We start from the raw sequence: 21,480 nt of genomic DNA on the forward strand, positions 1-21,480 counted from the left end.
TCAGGACATAAACAGGCGTGCAGGTAAGCTTTCGTGCCGCATGGCGTAGATTTCCTGGGCAATACCGAAACTGTGCATATCTTCGGGGTCGTCATCCCGAATTCGAATCCATTCGGAGTCGATATCATCGAGCAGTTTCTGAATGAGCATCTGTGCCTCGGTTTGCCCGATCGGCAGGAGGCGCAGTGCGCTGTTTACATAAGCGTTCACTGAGGTATACAAATGACCGGTAACCGCTTCGTCCAGCCCGATCTGCAACTGATAAAGGATATAACCGTGAATGGTAGTGATCCCGCAATAGGCACCATGCTCCTGCACAGCTTCATCAATAAGCGAGAAGTCCATCCAAGGATAGAGAGAGCGGGCGAGTTTCAGCAGTCGCTTTCCCATCTTATGTCCGCTTTCCCTGATCTCCCGAGGTGTTCGCTGGGCGTGTACCCGTTTATCATAGAGAGCGAGCAGGGCGGAGTCTTGTTTCTCCATTGCTTGGTAGACACCTTTGATAGCAAGTCCATCGACTCTCACCAGGCTGGAGTGAAGCTGGCTGCGAATGAATTGTTCGAGCTCGGCGGTTGTTTGAATGGTTCCATCATAAGTGTATGCTTCCAGTCCGAAAGAGTGGGAGAACCCGCCGATAGGCAGGGCCGAGTCGAGCAGTTGAACATATTGAAGCAGCTTCGTACCACTTTGCATCATGCCAAGAGTCCTTTCTTTACGAATATAAAAATAATTTAAGAATATCGGTTGGACATTTTTTACACGATAATGATGAGGGTAGTACGAACCTGAAGAAGTGAAGCACTCGCCTTTATTACAAGATTCCTACTTATAAAAAAGGGATAAAAGAAATCTGGAAATAACAGCGATCGGAAGGTTATTCTGCCAGCGTAGTGGCAAGTGTAACAGTCAATGTATATTCTTGTTTTTTTATATTAGATGTCAAAACATGAAGTAGCGCTGCGCCATCGGCAGCTCATCCGCGGGTTCACAGGTAAGCAGTACCCCATCGGCTCGAACCTCGTACGTCTCAGGGTCCACTTCGATGTGAGGTGTCACATCGTTATGAATCATATCCTTTTTGCTCACTGAGCGGCAGCCTTTGACGGCTTCCACACGCTTGTGTAATCCAAGCGTCTCCTTGATGCCTGCATCAGCGGCAGCCTGGGATACGAAAGTAATGGACCCTTTGGCGATAGCTCCGCCGTATGACCCGAACATCAGTCTGCCGAACACGGGCTGAGGTGTCGGGATGGAGGCGTTTGGATCACCCATCTGAGCGAAAGTGATCATACCGCCTTTGATCACCATCTCGGGTTTGACCCCAAAATAGGCAGGATTCCAGATAATCAGATCGGCTAGCTTGCCCACTTCAACAGAACCGACGATATGGCTGATGCCATGAGCGATGGCAGGGTTGATTGTATATTTGGCGACATATCTTTTGATACGGTCGTTGTCGGAAGGGGAATCAGATGTCAATTCCAGCTTGCCGCGCTGTTTTTTCATTTTGTCTGCGGTCTGCCAGGTACGGATAATAACCTCGCCTACCCGGCCCATGGCCTGGGAGTCAGAGCTGATAATGCTGAACACACCGAGATCATGCAAAATATCTTCTGCTGCAATGGTCTCTGGGCGAATCCGGGAATCGGCAAAAGCAACATCCTCTGGAATGGCCGGATCCAAATGGTGGCACACCATCAACATATCGAGATGTTCTTCAACTGTATTCCGCGTATAAGGACGCGTGGGGTTGGTTGAAGAAGGAATCACGTACGATTCACCGGCAGCACGGATAATGTCTGGTGCGTGTCCTCCGCCTGCGCCTTCCGTATGATACGTGTGAATCGTGCGCCCGTTAATGGCAGCAAGGGTATTCTCCAGAAATCCAGTCTCATTCAGGGTGTCGGTATGGATGGCCACCTGGATATCATGCTCTCCGGCGGCAGTGAGGCAGGCGTCGATGGCGCTTGGAGTCGTTCCCCAATCCTCATGCAATTTCAAGCCGATGACACCAGCTTCGATCTGTTCAATAAGTGGAGCGTTGGTAGAACTATTGCCTTTGCCAAGATAACCAATATTCATAGGAAAGGCTTCAGCAGACTCCAGCATGCGGTGAATATGCCAGGCTCCTGGTGTGCAGGTGGTTGCTTTTGTGCCTGTTGCTGGTCCCGTACCTCCGCCGATCATGGTAGTTACTCCGGAAGACAGAGCAGTTTGAATCTGCTGCGGACAAATGAAATGAATGTGGGTATCGATTCCGCCTGCAGTGACGATCATGCCTTCGCCGGCGATGATCTCGGTTGAAGCGCCAATCACAAGGAGTGGATCGACCCCGTCCATCGTATCCGGATTACCGGATTTGCCAATCGCACAGATGATTCCGTCGCGGATGCCAATATCTGCTTTTACAATACCCCAATGATCGATAATGATGGCGTTCGTAATGACAGTATCCGGTGTACCATGGCTGCGAAGAGCAGTTGCGGACTGGCCCATGCCGTCCCGGATGACTTTCCCGCCACCGAATTTGCTCTCATCCCCGTATACCGCGTAATCATGCTCGATTTCTGCCCAGAGCTCCGTATCTGCCAATCTTACGGCATCCCCAGTTGTTGGACCGAACATGGAAGCATATTGTTCTCGAGACATGCGTTTCATACTGAATCTCCTCCATCCTGTGATGGCGTGGGGGCGAAAGCCTTCAGGAAGGCTTCGAGCTTTTGTGGGTCTGGAGGCTGGTCTGCCGATCCTTCCGTTAATCCGTTAAATCCGTAAATCTGACGTTTGCCGCCAAAAGTGGTGAGTTCAACCGGCTTCTCTTCCCCAGGTTCGAAACGAACGGCGGTCCCTGCAGGGATATGCAAACGATGTCCGAACGCTGCGGTGCGGTCGAAGTCCAGAGCGGCATTTACTTCATAGAAGTGAACGTGAGAACCGACCTGTACGGGGCGATCGCCGCGGTTCAACACCATTAATCGTATCGTTTGGCGATCGGGATGACAGACGATCTCATCCGGTTTCAATCGATATTCGCCTGGAATCATGGCATTCTCCTGCCTTTCTCAGCGTATGGGTTCATGCACGGTAACCAACTTGGTCCCGTCAGGGAACGTAGCTTCCACCTGTACTTCAGGGATCATATCGGGGACTCCCTCCATACAATCATCCCGTGTAAGGATCGTACCGCCATATCTCATCAAATCCGCTACGCTCATTCCATCCCGCGCTCGTTCCATGAGCTCGGAGGTTAACAAAGCGATGGCTTCGGGAACATTTAGCTTCAGTCCGCGTCCTCTGCGTTCGCGGGCGAGATTGGCGGCTACGGTAATCAGCAGTTTTTCTTTTTCCTGCTCCGTCCAGTGCAAGGGCCATCCGACCTTTCCCATAAAAGTATATATCTTCATGACTCATGTTATATGTTAAATATACTCACACAGGGTGGCCCTTTGTCAATAAGGTTTGAAACATATTAGCAGCATGCATGAAACAAGTAGGCGTAAAATAAAATTATGTAAGCATTATTGACATGAAGAGTTGAAGCCTCCATAATTTGGATCAACGAACATTTCGGAGTTAAATGACCTTAATGTTCGTCAATAGACTAAAAAAAGGGAGTGTAGGCTATTGAAGAAGAGGTCGGTCAGATTATGGGGAATTTTGCTGGGGGCGGTCATTGCTTTAACGGGATGTGTGGAAGGTGGAACGCCGCCTGAAGCTTCGAATTCCGGTGGAACAGGGGAAGTCGCTGCGTCCGATGAGACGATCAAGGTAGGCATTCTTCATTCCTTGAGTGGAACGATGGCAATAAGCGAGGTGTCTGTCAAGGACGCCGAGATGCTTGCGATTGAAGAGATCAATGCAGCTGGTGGTGTCCTTGGCAAACAGATTGAGCCTGTCGTTGAAGATGGGGCCTCGGATTGGCCGACTTTTGCGGAAAAGGCCGGAAAGCTGCTTCAGCAGGATAAGGTGGCCGCTGTTTTTGGTGGATGGACCTCGGCGAGTCGGAAGGCAATGCTCCCGGTGTTCGAGCAGAATAAAGGGCTTTTGTTTTATCCGGTGCAGTATGAAGGGCTGGAGTCATCTCCCAATATTTTTTATACAGGTGCAACAACAAATCAACAAATTGTTCCTTCCGTAACCTGGTTGCTCGAGAATAGGGGCAAAACATTTTATCTCCTTGGTTCGGACTATGTTTTCCCGAAAACGGCTAATCAGGTGATCAAGGCTCAATTGGCAGCTGAAGGCGGAGAAGTGGTTGGCGAGGAATACACACCGCTGGGCCATACCGATTACAGTACCATCATAAGCAAAATCAAAGCTGCGAAGCCGGATGTCGTGTATAACACGCTCAACGGGGACAGTAATGTAGCCTTTTTCAAGCAGCTGAAGGATGCTGGCATCACCTCGGAACAGATGACGACGCTGTCGGTCAGTGTGGCGGAAGAAGAAATTCGGGGCATTGGTGCAGATGTGCTGAAGGGGCATCTGGCTTCATGGAATTATTATCAGACAACCGATACTCCAGAGAACAAGACATTTGTTGAGAAATATAAAGAAAAATATGGTGCTGACCGGGTGACGGCTGACCCGATTGAGGCGGGTTACGTAGCGGTTTACCTCTGGAAGGCAGCTGTTGAAAAAGCAGGATCAACCGATGTAGAGAAGGTCAGAGAAGCGGCGAAAGGATTGGAATTCGATGCTCCCGAAGGAAAAGTAACCGTGGACGGAGAGAATCAGCATATTTACAAAACGGTCCGGATCGGAGAAGTGCAGGAAGATGGTCAATTCAAGGAATTGTGGAACTCCGGTTCTCCTGTCAAGCCTGATCCTTATTTGAAAACCTACGAATGGGGAGCTTCTCTAAGCAATCAATAAGTAATTCTTCATGTCCAAACTTCTGAGATCACGGATGAGGGTGGGACAGCGCACCCTCGTACAATATTGCAATAAAGCGTTGACGCGAAGTCTCAATGATGTATTTGAACCAGGAAGAGGCTTTTAGCATGTGAAAGGGTGATCGGGATGGATATGTTTGTTCTGCAAATGTTCAATGGCTTTAGCATCAGCTCGATCCTGTTATTGATTGCGCTGGGGCTCGCAGTAACATTTGGGCTCATGAATGTCATCAACATGGCTCACGGTGAGCTAATTATGATTGGTGCATATGCAACGTATGTGACTCAAAATCTATTCATATCATATGCTCCGGCAGCCTGGTTCGAAGTTTACTTTATCGTGGCCCTGCCGATCGCGTTTGGTGTGGCTGCACTTATCGGCTGGCTGCTTGAAGTGATTTTGATCCGGCACTTATACGGTAGACCCCTTGACAGTTTGCTGGCTACATGGGGAGTTGGAATGATGCTGCAACAGCTCGCGCGTACCATTTTCGGGGCGCCGAATGTAGGGGTATCCAGCCCGTCTTGGCTTAACGGCGGTCTTGCGATCTCTGACGGTATCGTATTTCCGTATAAACGGATTTTTATCATCGCACTTGTCGCGGTTGTCCTGCTGTGTATGTATCTGTACATATACCGCACTTCTTCCGGACGACGGATGCGGGCTGTTATGCAGAATCGGAGCATGGCAGGCTGTCTCGGGATCTCGACCAGACGGGTAGATGGCATGACCTTTGCCATTGGTTCAGGAATCGCAGGTATCGCAGGTTGTGCTCTGACGCTCATTGGTCCGATTGGTCCGTCGCTCGGAACCTATTATATTGTAGACGCATTTATGGTCGTTGTTCTTGGCGGGGTTGGCAAACTGGTAGGTACGGTATGCGGCGCGCTCGGGATTGGCATGTTCAATACCTTGTTTGAAACCTACACATCTGCCTCCATCGGCAAAGTGCTGGTGTTCGTATGTATCGTTGCTTTTCTGCAGTGGAAGCCGCGGGGGTTGGTTGCCATGCGGACTCGCAGTCTCGACTAACACGAAGAAGGGGGTTATATGATGTCAGCACTTCTGAAGTCAGGCAGTTTGAAAACGAGAATCATCTGGGCCGTCGTACTGATTCTAATGTGTCTTGCCCCGCTAATCTCTACCGAGTTTCGGCTTAGCTTGCTCGCTAAATTCCTGGCACTGGCTATTCTGGCCATCGGACTGGATCTGATCTGGGGCTACGGCGGGGTTCTGAGTCTGGGGCATGGGGTGTTCTTTGGTCTTGGTGGTTACGCTATGGCCATGTATTTGAAACTGCAGGCGAGCGGTACATCCCTGCCTGATTTCATGGGGTGGAGCGGCTTGTCGGGTCTTCCGTGGTTTTGGGAACCATTTCGTTCATTTCCAGTGGCGTTAATTCTGGGTATTATTCTTCCGGCTTTACTAGCATTTGTGCTGGGGTGGTTTACGTTTCGCAACCGGATTACCGGGGTGTATTTTACGATTTTGACGCAAGCCCTTGTGCTTATCACGGTTACCTTGTTTATCGGCAAACAGGAGTGGACCGGGGGGACTAATGGCATAACTGGCTATAACTCCATCTTTGGTTTCACGCTGCATTCTGCAGGAACAACAATTGTGCTCTATTATATTACGCTTGCCATCCTGGTACTCACGTACCTGCTATGCAGGAGAATAGTAAATAGCCGGTTTGGTCAGGTGCTTGAAGCTTCGCGGGATGGAGAAAACCGGGTTCGTTTCCTTGGTTATGATCCTGCGGGTTATAAAACGTTGACGTTTGCCCTTTCCGGGGCTCTTGCAGGAATAGCGGGTATGCTGTTTGTTCTTCAGGTCGGGATTATCTCGCCGTCCATGATGGGAATCGTTCCATCCATTGAAATGGTGTTATGGGTTGCATTGGGTGGTCGCGGCACGCTCATTGGGGCTGTGATTGGTGCAGTGGTTCTGAACGCGGCCAAAACCGGAATAAGTGAGGCTTACCCTGAAGGGTGGCTGTTTGTTCTCGGCGGGTTGTTTGTAACGGTGGTATTGTTCATGCCTAACGGACTCGTTGGAGTCTATCGAAATGTCGTTCGATTGCTGAAGCGGAGAGGAGAGGTTGTGCATGTCCCTGTCAGTCAGGAAAAACCTAAAGTCTACTGAAGCTTCACCCGTATTGATGGTTGAGAGTATTACTGTTGCTTTTGGTGGATTCGTTGCAGTTAATGGCATGAACCTGAAGCTGCATGAGCATGATCTGCATTTTCTGATTGGCCCCAATGGTGCGGGGAAAACGACAATGCTGGATGTGATTTGCGGAAAAACCAAACCCCTCTCCGGCACGGTGCGGCTGCAAGATGGCGCAGAGTTAACGCGTCTGAAGGAACATCAGATCGTCAGAAAAGGCGTAGGACGTAAATTCCAGGCACCGTCCATCTTCGGAAGCCTTACCGTACAGGAGAATTTGGCCTTGGCGGCGGAAAGTCAGCGTTCACCTCTTCGGACCCTTGCGATTCCTCGATTTGGGAAAATAAACACGGCAATGGAACAGGTCATCCAGCAAATTGGATTACAAGACCGTGTGTATACACGAGCGGGTGCGCTATCTCACGGTGAGAAGCAGTGGCTGGAAATTGGTATGTTACTTCTTCAGGAACCGCGGGTATTGTTGCTGGACGAACCGGTTGCCGGGATGACGGACGAGGAAACACATAAAACGGGCAGGTTGTTACAGGGGATAGCGCGTGAACGTTCGGTTGTGGTCGTGGAGCATGACATGGAGTTTGTCCGTGAGTACGCGGCAAAAGTGACCGTGATGCATGAAGGGAAGCTGTTGAAGGAAGGTACCATGGCTGAGGTGCAGGAAGATCCCAGGGTGGCCGAAGTCTACTTGGGAAAAAGGAGAGATGACCATGCTGTCGCTGCAACGAATTGAATCCGGCTACGGGGAAAGCAATGTGCTGCGTGGTGTTAATCTGGATGTCCTGCCTGGACAGGTGGTCTGCCTCATGGGCCGGAATGGAGTCGGTAAAACGACGTTGATGAAAACGTTAATGGGCCTACTCAAAACAAGGAAAGGGGCCATCCACTGGAAAGGGCAGGATATATCCGCTTTGGAGCCTGCCAAACGTGCCAAGGCTGGCATTGGATATGTCCCTCAGGGGCGTGAAATTTTCCCTCAGCTGACGGTAAAGGAAAATCTGCTGCTCGGTCTGGAGACATCTGCACCTGGGGTGAAGACGTTCCCTGAAGATGTACTCGCGATGTTTCCAGTCCTTGCGACCATGTATGGACGGCAGGGCGGTGATCTGAGTGGTGGCCAGCAGCAGCAGCTTGCCTTCGCGCGAGCGCTTGCCTCGCGGCCTGGACTATTGTTGCTGGATGAACCAACCGAAGGCATACAGCCTTCGATTGTCGAAGATATCCGGCAGGTCATTCTGCAAATTAAGGCGAAGGGCGACATTTCGGTGCTTCTCGTCGAGCAGAGTATTGACTTCGTGCGTGGTGCTGCAGATTTTATCTATGTCATGGACAAGGGAGCAATTGCGCTGCAAGGATCACCGGAGAAATTGGATATGTCTCAATTTGAACACCACCTGTCCGTGTAGGAGAGGTGGTTACTTTTTTTGTTTTGCTTATGAGCGCTTATCCAAAATATTGGAGTACTTTGGATATAACCTGCGGATGCAGTCCGGACAGATATCGTGTGTGAATTCTGCGTGGGTATGCCTCTCCAAGTAACCTTCGACTGAATTCCAGACGTCCTGCTCGTCCTTAATCTGTTTGCAGACGGCGCAAATGGGAAGTAGTCCCCGCAGTGTCCGCACTTCGGACAGAGCCAGCTTCAATTGCTGTTCGATTCGCTTCTGTTCCGTGATGTCTGTATGCGAGATCAGAACTAGTCCCATCGGAGACGGAGGATCAGTCTGATTCAGGGGTGTCAGCTCCAGTCGAAACCATCTAAGGTCCAGGTTCGCAGGCTGTATGGATATGTCATATGTATGGCAGTGAACAAGGGGATAATGAATCTTCTCCAACTTCTGAATAATCGATGAATTCTCCGTTTCTTCCTCTTGGGCTGCCCATAGCTGCAGCAGCTGAAGATAATGAAACGTTTCGTAAGATGGTCGGTGAACGTCGGACTTTTTGTATTGTGAGAGATGCAGTCGCCCGAGTCCGTTCTGCCATGCGGTATTGCAGCTGCGGATTCTCCAGTCGCGGTCGACGATGATGAGTTGATGGCGTATGGATTGAAAGGATAACCTTTCAAGGTCGGTTGTAAAGAAGCTCATGAATAGGCCCTCCTTGGCAATCAGTTAAAGGATCGGGACGGCATGGTAATGGCGGTGTCATCGTAGTTCATCCGAAATCTGCAAAATGTCTGCGACCTGGTTTCGGAAACGGGTTGCTTTTCGTGTGCCATGGATGAGATTGGATAAACGATACGGCGGGATGTCGTGCTTCTCGCAGAACGTTTTCTGGTCCATCTGAAGCTCCGTTAAGCGGCGTTTGATGGCCCATCCGAACGGAGTCACGGGTTTCTTTTTGTTCAAAAGGGTTCACCCCTCATAGAAGTATTTCAACCCGCCTTCGGCTGTGTAGAATTGAGGGAGATGCGAGCTGTTCATCTTATTATATACGTATTTACGTCATGTAACAATTACAAACGATGAAAAATAGTGTTTTTATATCTGATAATGACGTAAAAGCGTTATATTTTATAGGTATACGTGAAAAAACACGTCAGCAAGGAGGTTGCTGCGTGCTTTTTTCGTTTGGGGAAATATGAGGGGATCTTGGAGGTAGAAAGATTAGGCGCGATAAGCATGCAGCCCTGCGCCAAGCATGTGGAAGCTGGGGAACAACGATTTCATGGACATGGAGGTTGGTTGTGCCGGTCCATCCGCAGCAGAGGCGCTGACGGTATTCCATTCATGCTCCAGGTCTGCGGCCAGGCGAACCAGCAGTTCCTGGGTTGTTTCGTTATGCAGGGGGAGGACTTTGGATGCTTCGGTTATGCATGCATTCATGGCTGAGTGCAGGTAACCCATTACTGCTTCCTCGACGGGGATATCGAGGTAGTGGTTGATCCAGGCGTGAACAGTGGAGAGGCAGCCTACAGACTCGTATTTGGCAAGGGTGTGTTCGAGCTGGCTGAATTCAATCCAGGGGTGAAGAGCTCTGGCCAGCTTAATCAGTCTTTTGCCCATGGCAGTGGCTTGCTCCCTTTGATCGGAAGGGGTCCGCTGAACGTGAACCAACTTGTCAATGAGAGCCGTTCGCCATGTGTCGTTATGATCCGTTGCGCTATAGATACCTTTAATCGCCATGCCCTCAAGTCGAACGATACTGGGATGCAGCTGGCAGCGCATGAAGGATTCCAGATCATCGGCATTTCGAATGCTACCTTCAGCAATGTGTACATCCATACCAAAGGAATGGGTGAAACCTCCGACATGAATGGAGGAATCAAGCAGTTTGACATAATCGAGCAGCTTATTCCCACGGTTCACGGTCTTTCGCCTCCTACGTTCGTAAAATGTTATATTATATAACATTAATATTCTTTTTTAAATCCTTTTATGTTTAAAATCCGAATTATATGATATATATCATCACATAAACATCCGTATTTTGTCAATATTTTCTTTGTGTTTAGTTCGTTTATTATTTTTTATGTTACATTATATTACTCACACTAGTTGGATACCTCTAAAAAATGTGAGGTGTTTGAGATGTTTTCTTATAGGGAGATAAACTAACATATATAATGAAATTAAAAAATGAATTGAAATTAAATGTATGCAATAGTTAAGAGATCATGACGATAAAAACCGATATTTGGAGGAAAAACACAGGTGCAAAGTAGTTTTTATAAAAGTGCTTTACTTTTATAATGTAATCCTGTATAATCATTTTTGTTGCCGATTATTTACGACATGCGGTCGTGGTGGAATGGCAGACACGCTATCTTGAGGGGGTAGTGGGCGTATGCCCGTGGAGGTTCGAGTCCTCTCGACCGCATCATATTGTACGATAAGAAGAGGTTTTCCGAATACGGAGAACCTCTTTTTTGTGTGTTTGGAGAAACAAGATAATAAAAAAAGGCCATTCACAGAGAACCGGACTTTCTCCTGGTTCCATGTTGATTATGGCCTCTCTGTGTTGACTTATTTCAACAGTTTCTCAATATCAGCCTCAATTTGGTCAGGAGTCGTTTTTGGAGCATAACGCTTCACGACACGTCCGTTCTGATCAACGAGAAATTTGGTGAAGTTCCATTTGATGGCTTTGGATCCGAGCAGTCCTGGTGCCTCTGTTGTCAGGTGCTGGAATAGAGGGTGAGCACTTGAACCATTGACATCAATTTTCTCGAACATAGGAAAGCTTACACCGTAATTCATCTGGCAGAACTCAGCAATATCATCGGAAGATCCTTTTTCCTGAGCAAACTGGTTACTTGGGAAGCCCAATACTTCAAACTGCCGGTCTTTGAATTTGTTATAGAGTTCCTGTAAGCCTTCAAATTGCGGGGTCAAGCCGCATTTGCTCGCCGTATTTACAATCAGCAGCACCTTGTTGCGATAATCGGACATCTCCACTTCTTGGCCTCGAAGGGTATTGACTTTGTAGTCATAAACGGACATGATCTGTCGCCTCCATATCGTATAATAGGTTAATGATTCGTATATCTACATTATATTGCCTGCAATTAGATAATGCAAAATTAATTGAACGGTTGCTATGTTTACCTACAGAATTTTTAAATTACATACGTTTTTCATAAGGACGAGAATTAGCGAGCTTCATAGAGATGGATGGAGAATGGATTGGTTGTAAGCGATATCATTGATGTTTAATGCCTTAAATTCGTCCATTCGGTGATCTGACCGGACTTTACACTAACATGGCGCGGGTGTATGATTCATATCGTAATTTCTAATTCAATTAAACTTAACATGAACAACGAAACATACGATAATATCGCTCTGATCAATATATGAAACAGGAACGATGTTTTAATCGCTGAGTTTCCATTCATTCATGGGTGGGAAACGGGGGAACCAATCGGAATAGCTGTTAATGCGGCTAATCCATGGGGTGAATTTTTCGGTGCAAGCCGGAAATAGGGCGACTCTCGCGCCCGAATCCGTCAGCTAACCTCGTAAGCGTCAAAGGGAGAGGCAACAAGCCGTACGCATATTCATGGCGTTTTCGTCATGGATTATTCAAGAAGCGTTCGGGAGGCCTTGGTCCCCCACGCTTCTTTTTTGTTGTCTTTTCACGCCAAGGGAGGAACGAATGATGGATAATGAGATGATTTTAGTAACAGCACCGAATGAAGCAGGCCGCAAGTTTATCAAGTTGTTGATGTACAAAAAAATGCAGTTTGCCGTTCTGACCAACAGTGCAGGGGAAGAACGGAAGCTCCGCAGAATCGGAGTGGAAAACGTCATTCGCATGAATACAGCTGAAGCTCAGAAGTGGTTTCTACCGCAATCGAGTGTAGGCAACGTTTTTATTTTTGAGAACAGTCTGAACCTGACCTGCCGCTATTTGCAGATCTGCCGTTCATGGACCTCCAAATCACTATGTGTGATTACTGAACAGAGTCATCCCAAAGGCATTTACCGCGGAATGGGAGCTGACCGCATTGTGTATTCACTTAATGGAGAAGTTGGTTTCTTACTTAATGGTTAATTTGATAGCAGCCGATTGATCCGGTGTAAGGTGCCTGTTATAATTGAACTTGTGGAAAAACGGAATTCTGAGGAGACTCATGCATGATGGTGGGTCTTCTTTTTTATTTGAGCATTAATGCACATTGCAGATTTATAGAGATTGCGTTCATGGCTAACAAGGAGGAATAGGCGTGCCGGATGTACGGGGGTTAAAATGGTTGTTCTTTGATGTAGGAGATACGTTGGTGGACGAATGGGAGCCAGTAGATGATATTATAGGGCAGTTTGTAAAAGAAGCCTGCTTGCTTGGATATCCGGTGAAAATAGAGGAAGTGCGAGAGATATTTGCCTCCTGTTACCGAAATTATGAGCAGTGGCCCATGAGGGTAGCCATTCGAACGCTGATCAGCGATGAACGTCATAGGGAGCAAATCCAGGAGAAGTTGAAGTTCCGGAAGGAACTGGAGAAACCTTTCGCTTCTGCTGACGCGGTGTTGAAGGAATTGTCACAGCACTATCGAATCGGTATCATTGCCAATCAGAGTCCAGGGACAGCAGAGCGCCTGGAGAGCTACGGTCTGCGGAGGTACGTGGATGTACTGGCTTGCTCGGCAGAAGAAGGCGTATCCAAGCCAGACCCGGAACTCTATGCCGTGGCTCTGAAACAGGCGGGTTGTGAACCCGAGGAAGCGGTCATGATTGGGGATCGGATTGATAACGATATCATTCCTGCCAAGAAGCTGGGGATGCGGACGATTCGGATTTTGCAGGGCTATGGACGATTTCAGCCTGAGCTGGAGGGCCAAGAGCATGCAGACTGGACTATCGAAGCCCTGGAGCAGCTTATTCCTCTGCTTGTGTCTGCTGAAGTTAGTGGATAAAATTAAAAAAATAAATGACCTTAGCGTCATTAAATAATGGACAAGGCAAATGCACGGCAAGCTAAAAGGCGGATCCTCTCGAGTATATATACTTGAGAGGATCCGCCTTTTTTTATCGAATCTTTGGTAAACGGTAAACTGTTTTACCGCATATTTAGATTAAAACAGCATGATGGTCTGGATAATCAGATAGACATTCAGAACTACAATCACGGCAGCGATGATCCAAGAGACGATTTTGAGCCACAACTTGTTAGCGAAGGCGCCCATGCTTTTCTTGTCACTCGTAAACATCACAAGTGGAATAACGGCAAAAGGCAGCTGCAACGATAGAATAACCTGGCTCAAAATCAGTAATTCTTCCGTTCCGTGTTCTCCGGCGATGGCCGTCACAATGACGGCAGGGATAATTGCGATTAATCGGGTCACGAGCCGGCGGAGCCAAGCCGGAATCCGAATGTTCAAGAAACCTTCCATGACAATCTGTCCGGACAGTGTGCCTGTCAGCGTAGAATTCTGACCAGAGGCCAGCAGAGCGACACCAAACAGGATACTTGCAATGGTTGTGCCCAGCAGAGGTGTGAGCAAGTGATAAGCATCTGCAATCTCAGCGACCTGCGTCATGCCTGCGCTATGAAATACAGCGGCTGACACAATGAGTATGGCAGCGTTGATAAAAAGGGCCAGGGTCAAAGCGATAGTCGAATCCATGGTGGAGTAACGAATCGCTTCTCTTTTTCCTTGAGTTGTCTGTTCGATCTGCCGGGTTTGCACGATAGAAGAATGCAAGTACAGATTGTGTGGCATAACCGTTGCTCCAATGATTCCGATGGCGATATATAGCATCGCTGGATTCTGTAGGATCTCGGCACTTGGTACAAAGCCAGTGAGCACTCCGCCCATATCCGGTTTGGCAAGAAACAGGTCAATCCCGAAGCAGAGGGCGATGGTTGCCATCAGCACGATGACCAGCGTTTCCAGGGCGCGGAAGCCTTTATTTTGCAGCAAAAGGATAAGCAGAACATCCACAGCTGTAATAATGACGCCGTATAACATCGGGATGTTGAACAGAAGCTTCAGTGCGATGGCTGAACCGATGACCTCAGCCAGATCTGTAGCAGCAATGGCCAGTTCGCACAAGGCCCAGAGCATAATGACAACCGGCATACTGAACCGTTCGCGGCAAGCTTGGGCCAGATCCCGTCCGGTTACAATACCAAGCTTACCTGCAAGGGACTGTAATACGACGGCCATAAGGTTTGAGATTAAAATAACGGATAACAGCGTATAACCGAACTGGGAACCGCCGGCAATATCAGTTGCCCAGTTACCCGGGTCCATATAGCCGACAGCGACCAGATAACCGGGGCCAACAAAGGCGAGGAATTTTTTCCACCAGACGGCGTTTTTCGGAACTTTCATGGAGCTGTGTGCTTCCCCGAGGGAGGGAGCCATGCCTGCTGCGGCTAATTGCTCAGCCGAAGGAGAATTGAATGGATTTTTTTTACTCATACATGTTCACCTGACTTTTTAATAATAATCGTATTGATTTTCCTTATGATGAAGACCGGGGCCATTCACTTTTATATGTCTGAAAATATATGTCGTTACTTACATTGTACTCATTCAATAATTTTTGTCTAGTGCAACTTTTATGTAGATGGACAAAATGAGAAGCGGATGAGGTCACAGATCCTTAGTATATTACCCAACTTCAGAAAATTTACCTTCATAGAGAAATGGCTTTATGCGGGATGAGGGGCTGATGCATGAAAATCACAAAGAAGCAGAAGCTGATTAAGTAACCCAAATCCGTTTCAAAATGAGCCAGAAGTTTAAATTGAATTGTAGGCAGCAAAAATATTGGAGTAAAAGGAGAGATTCTAATGGAAGCTTTATATACAGCAACTGCGACAGTCAAAGGTGGACGTACAGGTTCGGTAACTTCATCGGATGGAGTCCTTAAACATGATCTGAAAATGCCAAAAGAGCTGGGTGGATCCGGCGGTGAAGGTACAAACCCTGAGCAGCTCTTTGCAGCAGGCTACGGTGCATGTTACGAAAGTGCTCTTGCCAACGTGGCGCGTAAAGCCGGTGTTAAACTGGAAGATGTGACGGTAACAAGTAATGTATCCATTGGAAAAGACCCTGCGGATGACGGATTCCAGTTGTCGGTCCGGCTGGATGTAAGCATGCCGGGTGTGGATCATAGTCAGGCAGAGGATCTGGCTCGCAAAGCTCATGATTTTTGTCCGTATTCCAAAGCGACTCGTGGCAACATTGATGTCGTACTGAACGTGGTATAAACCGATACTCGCTGAAGTAAAGGGAGAGATATATTAAGCAGGCTATCTTGGATACCTGTTGTTCGGTACAAGCCCTGCTGGCAAACGGCAGGGCTTTGTATTTTAAAATCCTATGAAATGCAGGAGATTGCAGGTCAGATCGCGTACTCTTTTACATAATTATACTCTTGCTTCATGCCAGGCATCTGAAAAAGGGGGAACGCAAATGAGTATTGAAGAGATGATTGAGCGAAGGTTTGTATGTACGAAATGTCGGGGAACAGATTGTAACATCAAGGAAGTGTCCATGTCCGGGGCTGGTCTTAGCAAAATGTTCGACATCCAGCATAACCACTATTTGTTCGTAGCCTGTTCCTCATGTGGTTATGTGGAAGTGTTCGACCCCGATGTACTGAAAGGCAAAAAGCAGGGCCAGGTAGGCACAATATTGGATATTTTGTTCGGTGGATAGTGTGGCATAACTTGGTCGGCATGGAATCAATTCAAAATAAGCTGGAAGGTTCGTGCTCCCTGAGTTGACATCGAACTAAAATTTCTTTAATATGACTTAGTACTGAGAAAAGTCATGCAGGAAACAAATTTGAATTGACAGGTGATATCCATGTCTTATAGACCACGTATTGCAAAATTGCAAGTAGCTAGCAAAAACGAAAATGACGGATTGTATGAATTTACGATGAAGCTGGTAGATGGCACACAGTGCCGCGTATTCTACTCCAAATCTCCGGAATGGAAGATGACAGCGATCAGCCGTCTGCAGAAAACGCCTTGTCCAGTATGCCGCAAAGATTTCATTTGCAAATGCATGGACCAATGGGCAGGAGACCTGCACCAACAAATGATTGAAGATGAGTGGATGGAAAAGGCAATTGCTGAGTAATTGCCCAAACAGATACGAGCGTAGGCTTTAGAGCCTGCGCTCTTTTTCTATTCTATTTCTTTTGCGTCGTATAAATTTTGAGGATAACCGAACGTGAAGGTGAAAAGTGGGTAAGTTAATCTAACAGCATAAATGAGGAGGCTTCAATTATGACATCAATTCGAGCGGATGAGCATGAGGGACACCCGATTGTACTTGTGGACGGGGTTTGTCACTTCTGCCAAGGATTAACCAAATGGATTATCAAACGTGATCCGGAAGGAAAATACCATTTTGCATCGCTCCAATCCGATGTAGCCAAGGACTTGCTGAAGAAAGGGAATCTATCTACAGACAGCATGGATACGTTTGTCCTTATCGAGAATGGCCGTTACTATACACGTTCGACAGCTGCACTGCGGCTGGCCAAAGGTCTGAAATTTCCATATCCATTATTATATGTCTTCATTATTGTGCCCAAATTCCTTCGTAATGCCGTATATAACTGGGTTGCCCGTAATCGTTACCGGTGGTTTGGCAAGGATGAAGCGTGTATGCTGCCGACACCTGAGATCAAGAATCGGTTTTTGTAAATCGTGCTAGAGCAATGGTGTATACAACAAACATGATTAATAAAGGAAACATTTGGGTAATGAATACGGATCATATTTATTTTGGGAGGAAAAACAGTTGAAGAAGTGGACTACATTCATTATCGGGGCATTATTGGCAGTAAGCTTGACAGCATGCGGTGACGATGCGGATAACAGCACTGCAACGCCGCCGGCCGGCAACGAAGCGACAAACGAGGGGAATACACCTGCAGAGCAGGAAACACAGGTCCCTACACTGGAAGAATTGATTACCAAAACCAATGAAGCAGCCAAGGAATTGAAAAGCTTCTCGAGCGATGCAACCATTGATCAGAATTTGAAGCTGGAGGCTGGCGAACAGTCACAGGATCAGCAGGTAAAAACATCACTGAAGATGGATATCATCAAAGATCCAATGATGATTTATCAGGAGATGAACATGGAAATGTCCGGCCAGGAAGCACAAAATGTGAAGCAGTATATTACTTCCGATGCCATCTATTCGCAGGTGGGAGATCAATGGGTTAAAATCCCGGATGATCAAACGAAGCAGCTGATTGAGCAAATGAAATCAACCCTGAACCCGGAAGAAGAATTGGATCAATTCAATAAAATTGCGGAAGATACGAAAATCACCGAAGAGGGCGACAATTATGTCATTAACGCAGACGTATCCGGTGATAACGTGAAGGAACTCGCTCAATCCGTCATGGAGCAGAATGGAACGGACGCCCAGACACAAGCGATGCTTGAGCAAATGAATATTACAAGTATGCAAATGAAATATATGGTGAATAAGGAGACGTATCTCCCTGTTGGTACAGACGTGAATATGGTGATGGAGATGGAGCAGGAAGGCCAGAAAATCACGATGGACATGAAGATGACCAGCGCCTTCTCCAACCATAACCAGGTAGAAGAGATTGAGATTCCACAGGAAGCATTGGATAGCGCAAAATAGAGAGAGATTCGAGCTTGATAAAAGGGTAGGCCTCCCTTTTTAAATCCATGTAACGTGGCTTATTTTTGAAAACACCTTTGACTCAAGTAGGCGTGCCAGAGAGGATGCCCGCTTGGATCAAGGGTGTTTTTTCTCTTTTCAACAACTGGTCAGGAAGCACGAAGGTATAGTATAGTCGTGTAAGCGATTAACTTATATTGATATCAAATTACTTGGAAGGAGAATTATGCGATGATTGAATATGCTCATATACATCATGTTAGCCTGGCTGTGCGTGATCTGGATGTTGCCAAGCAATTTTATACCGGGCTGCTAGGTATGCAGGAGATTGAACGTCCGCCTTTCCGCTCTACAGGCACATGGTACGCGATTGGCAGTCAGCAGCTGCATCTGCTCCAGCATCCGCAAGGACATACGCTGCGTGAGGCGGGAATTGATACGACGGACGGGCACTTTGCCATCTGGGTGAAAAGTCACAACGAAACGATAGCCTGGCTGGAAAAGCAGGGGATTGAGTATGAAGCAAGACCGGATAGCGTTGCCGGGTTCGCGCAGATCTTTGTCCTGGATCCGGATCGTAACATTATTGAATTTGATGCACCTTATCATTCATAAGGATGGCGGCATCATATTGTAATTGTATAAATCTCTTGCTCGCCCAGAAATTGTATGCTATATTATCCATACATTCATAGCACGTGACGGAAGCACCGTCCATAATCTTGCATGTTACATGCGGATCATGGTCGGTGTTTTTTTGTGCTTTTCTACAGGGAGGGGAGGAGAAATTGATTGTGTTGAAGGCTGTACTTGCTTCAAAAGACAAGGAGTATGTCAGTGCCTGGCTTGATTTCGTGCAGGGGAGTTCGTTTGGTGCAGCGATGCGATTCACCGCCTTTTCACAGTGGGGATCGTTCCAGGAGCATATGCATGAACATGAAGGAAAGGAACCGCCGGATCTGGTTATTGCGGAACCTGAGTTTCTAAATCCCTGGCTGGAAAGTTTGGGTGAAAGTCCTGGTGTGCCTTGGCTGCTTCTCAGTGAAGGTTATGAGGAGGTGGAGGAAGACAAGCGGTTAATGAAATATCAACCTCTGCCTGCATTGTTGGATAGCGTTCTGAATGCAAGCAGGCAGCCTCGTCGCAAAAAGGTCTATCGCCCAGGACAGCAAACCCTTTCCATTGGAGTGGTGTCAGCTTCGGGAGGAAGCGGCAAGACAGCAGTGGCACTGCATATGGCAAAGCAACTCGGACTGGCAGGCTACGCTGTACTCTATCTTAATCTGGAGACGTTGGATAGTGTGCTGCCGTTCCTCGAGAAGGGGTTATCCCGAAGTGTACAGCGTGTTCCGGATGCTGAAACGGGGCTGTCCCGGCTGCTGTATGATCTCAAGGTTGGGAGGAAGGAATCGGGCAAGCACGGGCAGGTGACTGCGCAGGCTACCTCCAAGGGCATAGATGGTTACGTGCTTCGTCATGATGGACTGAAGGCCGATGTGTTCTGGCCATTATCCAACCGGAAGGAATTACTGCAGATGTCGTGTGAAGATACGATGGGGCTCGTAGATTATTTGTCCACATCCGGGCAATATGACGTGTTGATTCTGGATGGAGACTCGGGTTGGGATGGACGCAGTCAAGGCGTTTTGAAAGCAGCAGATGCCTTGGTATGGCTGGTTGAAGATGACCTGTCTGCCATGCATCGCTGGGGACAATGGCTGGCGCATGCAGAGCGGACTGAGCCTGACTTGGCTGAAAGTGTACTGGATCGTGCTCGCTTTGTGGTAAACAAGTACCGAGACAGCGTGGTCAATGCCGTTCCACGGCCCGAGCTGCAGCTGGATGCAGTGCTGCCTTATATTCCTTCCTGGAAGCAGCTTCATCAGGAGGAAGTGCTGCTAAGCTCTCCCATATTTCAGCGTGAGGTCAAAAGGCTGTGTGCCATGCTTGTACAGGACGGAGAGGATGATCCGAAGCAGACGGGTCGCATCCATATGGGAGATGGGTGGGCATGATGAGTGATGCATCCCATAGAGTTTTGGACCGTGAAGAACAATTCCAGAACATGCGCCGGGAAGTCAGGGCAGGCCTTGACTTAACGTCTTCAGCGGGAGACAAGGAACTGTGGCAGGGGATTGAGCGCAAGGTGTTATCTGATCCGGAACTGGATGACCTGACATCTGGAGAACGACATGCGCTGGTGCAGAGGCTGTTTGATTCGTTTCGCGGGTTGGATATTCTTCAACCCCTGGTGGATCATCCTGACATTACGGAGATTATGATTAATAGTCACCGGGAGATCTTTGTCGAGCAGGAAGGGGAAGTTAGCCAAATTCAGCTCGAATTCGAATCCAGAGAACGGCTGGAGGATATTATCCAGATGATCGTCTCCGGGGTGAACCGGATCGTAAATGAGTCTTCCCCTATTGTGGATGCGCGCCTCAAGGACGGTTCACGGGTCAATATTGTGTTACCGCCAATTGCGCTAAAAGGTCCCACCATGACGATTCGGAAGTTCCCAAGTGAACCGATGACCATGTCGGACCTGATTGGAAAAGGTGCCTTGCATGAGGAAGCGGCAGAGCTGCTGCAGCAGTTGGTGCGCAGCAAATTCAATATCTTCATCGGGGGAGGAACCGGGTCAGGGAAAACGACCTTTCTGAATGCATTATCACAGTTTATCCCTCCGGATGAACGGATTATTACGATTGAAGATTCCGCCGAGCTGCAGATTGTCACGGTGCCGAATCTGGTGTCGCTGGAGACGCGGAACGCCAATACCGAGGGCAAGGGTGAAATTTCCATCCGGGATCTGATCAAGTCCTCACTACGGATGAGACCCAACCGGATTGTGATCGGTGAGGTTCGGGGGGCAGAGGCACTCGATATGCTGCAGGCCATGAATACCGGGCATGATGGATCATTGTCTACAGGGCATGCCAATAACATCTCGGACATGATCAGCAGATTGGAGACGATGGTACTCAGCGGGGCCGAACTTCCTATTTCAGTTGTGCGGCAGCAGATTAGCTCGGCAATTGATATCTTCGTTCATCTATCACGGCTGAGAGACCGTTCAAGACGAGTGACGGAAATCAGTGAAGTCATTGGCATGAAGGACGGAGAAGTGCTGCTAAATCCACTCTTTCGATTCCAGGAACGGGATGAAAGGGAAGGCAAGATCATTGGAGGGTTGGTACAGGTTGGAAAGTTGAAGCAGGTTGAGAAAATCCAAATGGCCGGGCTTGGGGATTGGCTGAGTGAATACATAGGGCGGTACTATAAGCAATTAGAAGTTTCGGATAACAAGGTAAATTGAA

24 protein-coding genes, 1 tRNA gene and 1 riboswitch are annotated in these 21,480 nt (G+C 48.0%); of the genes, 16 read left to right on the forward strand and 9 right to left on the reverse strand.

Annotated elements, in window-relative coordinates:
* The 4 genes from MH144_RS21315 to MH144_RS21330 form a co-directional block, all read right to left on the reverse strand.
* The gene (locus tag MH144_RS21315; protein ID WP_239304035.1) at positions 1–696 is read right to left on the reverse strand and encodes an urease accessory protein UreF; all 696 of its coding nucleotides are present in this window, start codon (positions 694–696) and stop codon (positions 1–3) included.
* Positions 697–939: 243 nt separating this feature from the next.
* A complete protein-coding gene (ureC, locus tag MH144_RS21320; RefSeq protein WP_239304037.1) occupies positions 940–2,658 on the reverse strand; it encodes an urease subunit alpha in 1,719 nt (572 codons plus the stop codon).
* Positions 2,655–3,044: an urease subunit beta gene (locus MH144_RS21325; protein WP_239304038.1), complete on the reverse strand. Its 390-nt coding sequence runs from the start codon at positions 3,042–3,044 to the stop codon at positions 2,655–2,657. Before MH144_RS21325 ends, ureC begins: the two co-directional genes overlap by 4 nt.
* An 18-nt stretch (positions 3,045–3,062) precedes the next feature.
* Complete coding sequence (locus tag MH144_RS21330) at positions 3,063–3,386, reverse strand: urease subunit gamma (RefSeq protein WP_371859961.1); 324 nt, start codon at positions 3,384–3,386, stop codon at positions 3,063–3,065.
* Between the two features lie 238 nt (positions 3,387–3,624).
* On the opposite strand from MH144_RS21330, the gene urtA reads away from it, so the two are divergent.
* From urtA to urtE, 5 genes are all read left to right on the forward strand, one after another.
* Positions 3,625–4,875: an urea ABC transporter substrate-binding protein gene (gene urtA, locus MH144_RS21335; protein ID WP_183522702.1), complete on the forward strand. Its 1,251-nt coding sequence runs from the start codon at positions 3,625–3,627 to the stop codon at positions 4,873–4,875.
* Between the two features lie 147 nt (positions 4,876–5,022).
* Positions 5,023–5,928: an urea ABC transporter permease subunit UrtB gene (urtB, locus tag MH144_RS21340; RefSeq protein WP_239304040.1), complete on the forward strand. Its 906-nt coding sequence runs from the start codon at positions 5,023–5,025 to the stop codon at positions 5,926–5,928.
* Between the two features lie 21 nt (positions 5,929–5,949).
* Positions 5,950–7,041 (forward strand): urea ABC transporter permease subunit UrtC, encoded by a 1,092-nt coding sequence (gene urtC / locus MH144_RS21345; RefSeq protein WP_481857381.1) that lies wholly within the window; start codon positions 5,950–5,952, stop codon positions 7,039–7,041.
* Positions 7,004–7,813, forward strand: coding sequence for an urea ABC transporter ATP-binding protein UrtD (urtD, locus tag MH144_RS21350; RefSeq protein ID WP_239304044.1), 810 nt, complete (start codon positions 7,004–7,006; stop codon positions 7,811–7,813). Before urtC ends, urtD begins: the two co-directional genes overlap by 38 nt.
* Positions 7,791–8,486 carry an urea ABC transporter ATP-binding subunit UrtE gene (gene urtE / locus MH144_RS21355; RefSeq protein WP_239304046.1) on the forward strand — a complete coding sequence of 232 codons (696 nt, stop codon included), beginning with the start codon at positions 7,791–7,793 and terminating at the stop codon, positions 8,484–8,486. Before urtD ends, urtE begins: the two co-directional genes overlap by 23 nt.
* Positions 8,487–8,513: 27 nt before the next feature.
* Here the strand turns inward: urtE and MH144_RS21360 are convergent, their stop codons facing one another.
* The 3 genes from MH144_RS21360 to MH144_RS21370 all read right to left on the reverse strand — a co-directional run bounded on the left by MH144_RS21360 (position 8,514) and on the right by MH144_RS21370 (position 10,391).
* Positions 8,514–9,170, reverse strand: coding sequence for a nitrogen regulation protein NR(II) (locus tag MH144_RS21360; protein WP_239304048.1), 657 nt, complete (start codon positions 9,168–9,170; stop codon positions 8,514–8,516).
* Between the two features lie 57 nt (positions 9,171–9,227).
* Positions 9,228–9,431, reverse strand: coding sequence for a Rha family transcriptional regulator (locus tag MH144_RS21365; RefSeq protein ID WP_095289174.1), 204 nt, complete (start codon positions 9,429–9,431; stop codon positions 9,228–9,230).
* Positions 9,432–9,689: 258 nt separating this feature from the next.
* Positions 9,690–10,391, reverse strand: a complete 702-nt coding sequence (locus tag MH144_RS21370; protein WP_239304050.1) for an urease accessory protein UreF — start codon at positions 10,389–10,391, stop codon at positions 9,690–9,692.
* A 428-nt stretch (positions 10,392–10,819) separates the two neighbouring features.
* Between MH144_RS21370 and MH144_RS21375 the strand changes: the two genes are divergently transcribed.
* Positions 10,820–10,902: transfer RNA gene (locus tag MH144_RS21375), tRNA-Leu, on the forward strand.
* Between the two features lie 146 nt (positions 10,903–11,048).
* On the opposite strand, the gene MH144_RS21380 is transcribed toward MH144_RS21375, so the two are convergent.
* A complete protein-coding gene (locus MH144_RS21380) occupies positions 11,049–11,525 on the reverse strand; it encodes a glutathione peroxidase (RefSeq protein WP_095289177.1) in 477 nt (158 codons plus the stop codon).
* Between the two features lie 367 nt (positions 11,526–11,892).
* A riboswitch (cyclic di-AMP (ydaO/yuaA leader) is annotated at positions 11,893–12,065 on the forward strand.
* A 118-nt stretch (positions 12,066–12,183) separates the two neighbouring features.
* Here MH144_RS21380 and MH144_RS21385 point away from each other — a divergent pair.
* The gene (locus tag MH144_RS21385; RefSeq protein WP_239304052.1) at positions 12,184–12,579 is read left to right on the forward strand and encodes a hypothetical protein; all 396 of its coding nucleotides are present in this window, start codon (positions 12,184–12,186) and stop codon (positions 12,577–12,579) included.
* A gap of 172 nt (positions 12,580–12,751) precedes the next feature.
* Positions 12,752–13,441: an HAD family hydrolase gene (locus MH144_RS21390; RefSeq protein WP_239304054.1), complete on the forward strand. Its 690-nt coding sequence runs from the start codon at positions 12,752–12,754 to the stop codon at positions 13,439–13,441.
* A 159-nt stretch (positions 13,442–13,600) separates the two neighbouring features.
* Here the strand turns inward: MH144_RS21390 and MH144_RS21395 are convergent, their stop codons facing one another.
* Positions 13,601–14,896, reverse strand: coding sequence for an Nramp family divalent metal transporter (locus tag MH144_RS21395; protein ID WP_239304089.1), 1,296 nt, complete (start codon positions 14,894–14,896; stop codon positions 13,601–13,603).
* Positions 14,897–15,327: 431 nt separating this feature from the next.
* On the opposite strand from MH144_RS21395, the gene MH144_RS21400 reads away from it, so the two are divergent.
* From MH144_RS21400 to MH144_RS21435, 8 genes are all read left to right on the forward strand, one after another.
* Complete coding sequence (locus MH144_RS21400; protein ID WP_095289181.1) at positions 15,328–15,747, forward strand: organic hydroperoxide resistance protein; 420 nt, start codon at positions 15,328–15,330, stop codon at positions 15,745–15,747.
* Positions 15,748–15,952: 205 nt separating this feature from the next.
* Entirely contained in the window at positions 15,953–16,198 is a 246-nt protein-coding gene (locus MH144_RS21405; protein ID WP_024629326.1) for a zinc ribbon domain-containing protein, read from the forward strand.
* Between the two features lie 150 nt (positions 16,199–16,348).
* Positions 16,349–16,627 (forward strand): hypothetical protein, encoded by a 279-nt coding sequence (locus MH144_RS21410; protein WP_095289182.1) that lies wholly within the window; start codon positions 16,349–16,351, stop codon positions 16,625–16,627.
* A gap of 149 nt (positions 16,628–16,776) precedes the next feature.
* Positions 16,777–17,199 carry a thiol-disulfide oxidoreductase DCC family protein gene (locus MH144_RS21415; RefSeq protein WP_239304056.1) on the forward strand — a complete coding sequence of 141 codons (423 nt, stop codon included), beginning with the start codon at positions 16,777–16,779 and terminating at the stop codon, positions 17,197–17,199.
* A gap of 97 nt (positions 17,200–17,296) precedes the next feature.
* Positions 17,297–18,160 carry a DUF6612 family protein gene (locus tag MH144_RS21420; protein WP_239304058.1) on the forward strand — a complete coding sequence of 288 codons (864 nt, stop codon included), beginning with the start codon at positions 17,297–17,299 and terminating at the stop codon, positions 18,158–18,160.
* Positions 18,161–18,391: 231 nt separating this feature from the next.
* On the forward strand, positions 18,392–18,775 hold the full coding sequence (locus tag MH144_RS21425) for a VOC family protein (RefSeq protein WP_095289187.1): 384 nt from the start codon (positions 18,392–18,394) through the stop codon (positions 18,773–18,775).
* A 179-nt stretch (positions 18,776–18,954) separates the two neighbouring features.
* Entirely contained in the window at positions 18,955–20,175 is a 1,221-nt protein-coding gene (locus MH144_RS21430) for a nucleotide-binding protein (protein ID WP_239304090.1), read from the forward strand.
* Positions 20,175–21,479: a TadA family conjugal transfer-associated ATPase gene (locus MH144_RS21435; protein ID WP_239304091.1), complete on the forward strand. Its 1,305-nt coding sequence runs from the start codon at positions 20,175–20,177 to the stop codon at positions 21,477–21,479. The genes MH144_RS21430 and MH144_RS21435 overlap by 1 nt, the downstream gene beginning before the upstream one ends.
* The last annotated feature ends 1 nt before the right edge of the window (position 21,480 follow it).

The sequence above is a fragment of the Paenibacillus sp. ACRRY genome (genome assembly GCF_022346995.1).
In the GTDB taxonomy this organism is placed as follows: Bacteria; Bacillota; Bacilli; order Paenibacillales; family Paenibacillaceae; genus Paenibacillus.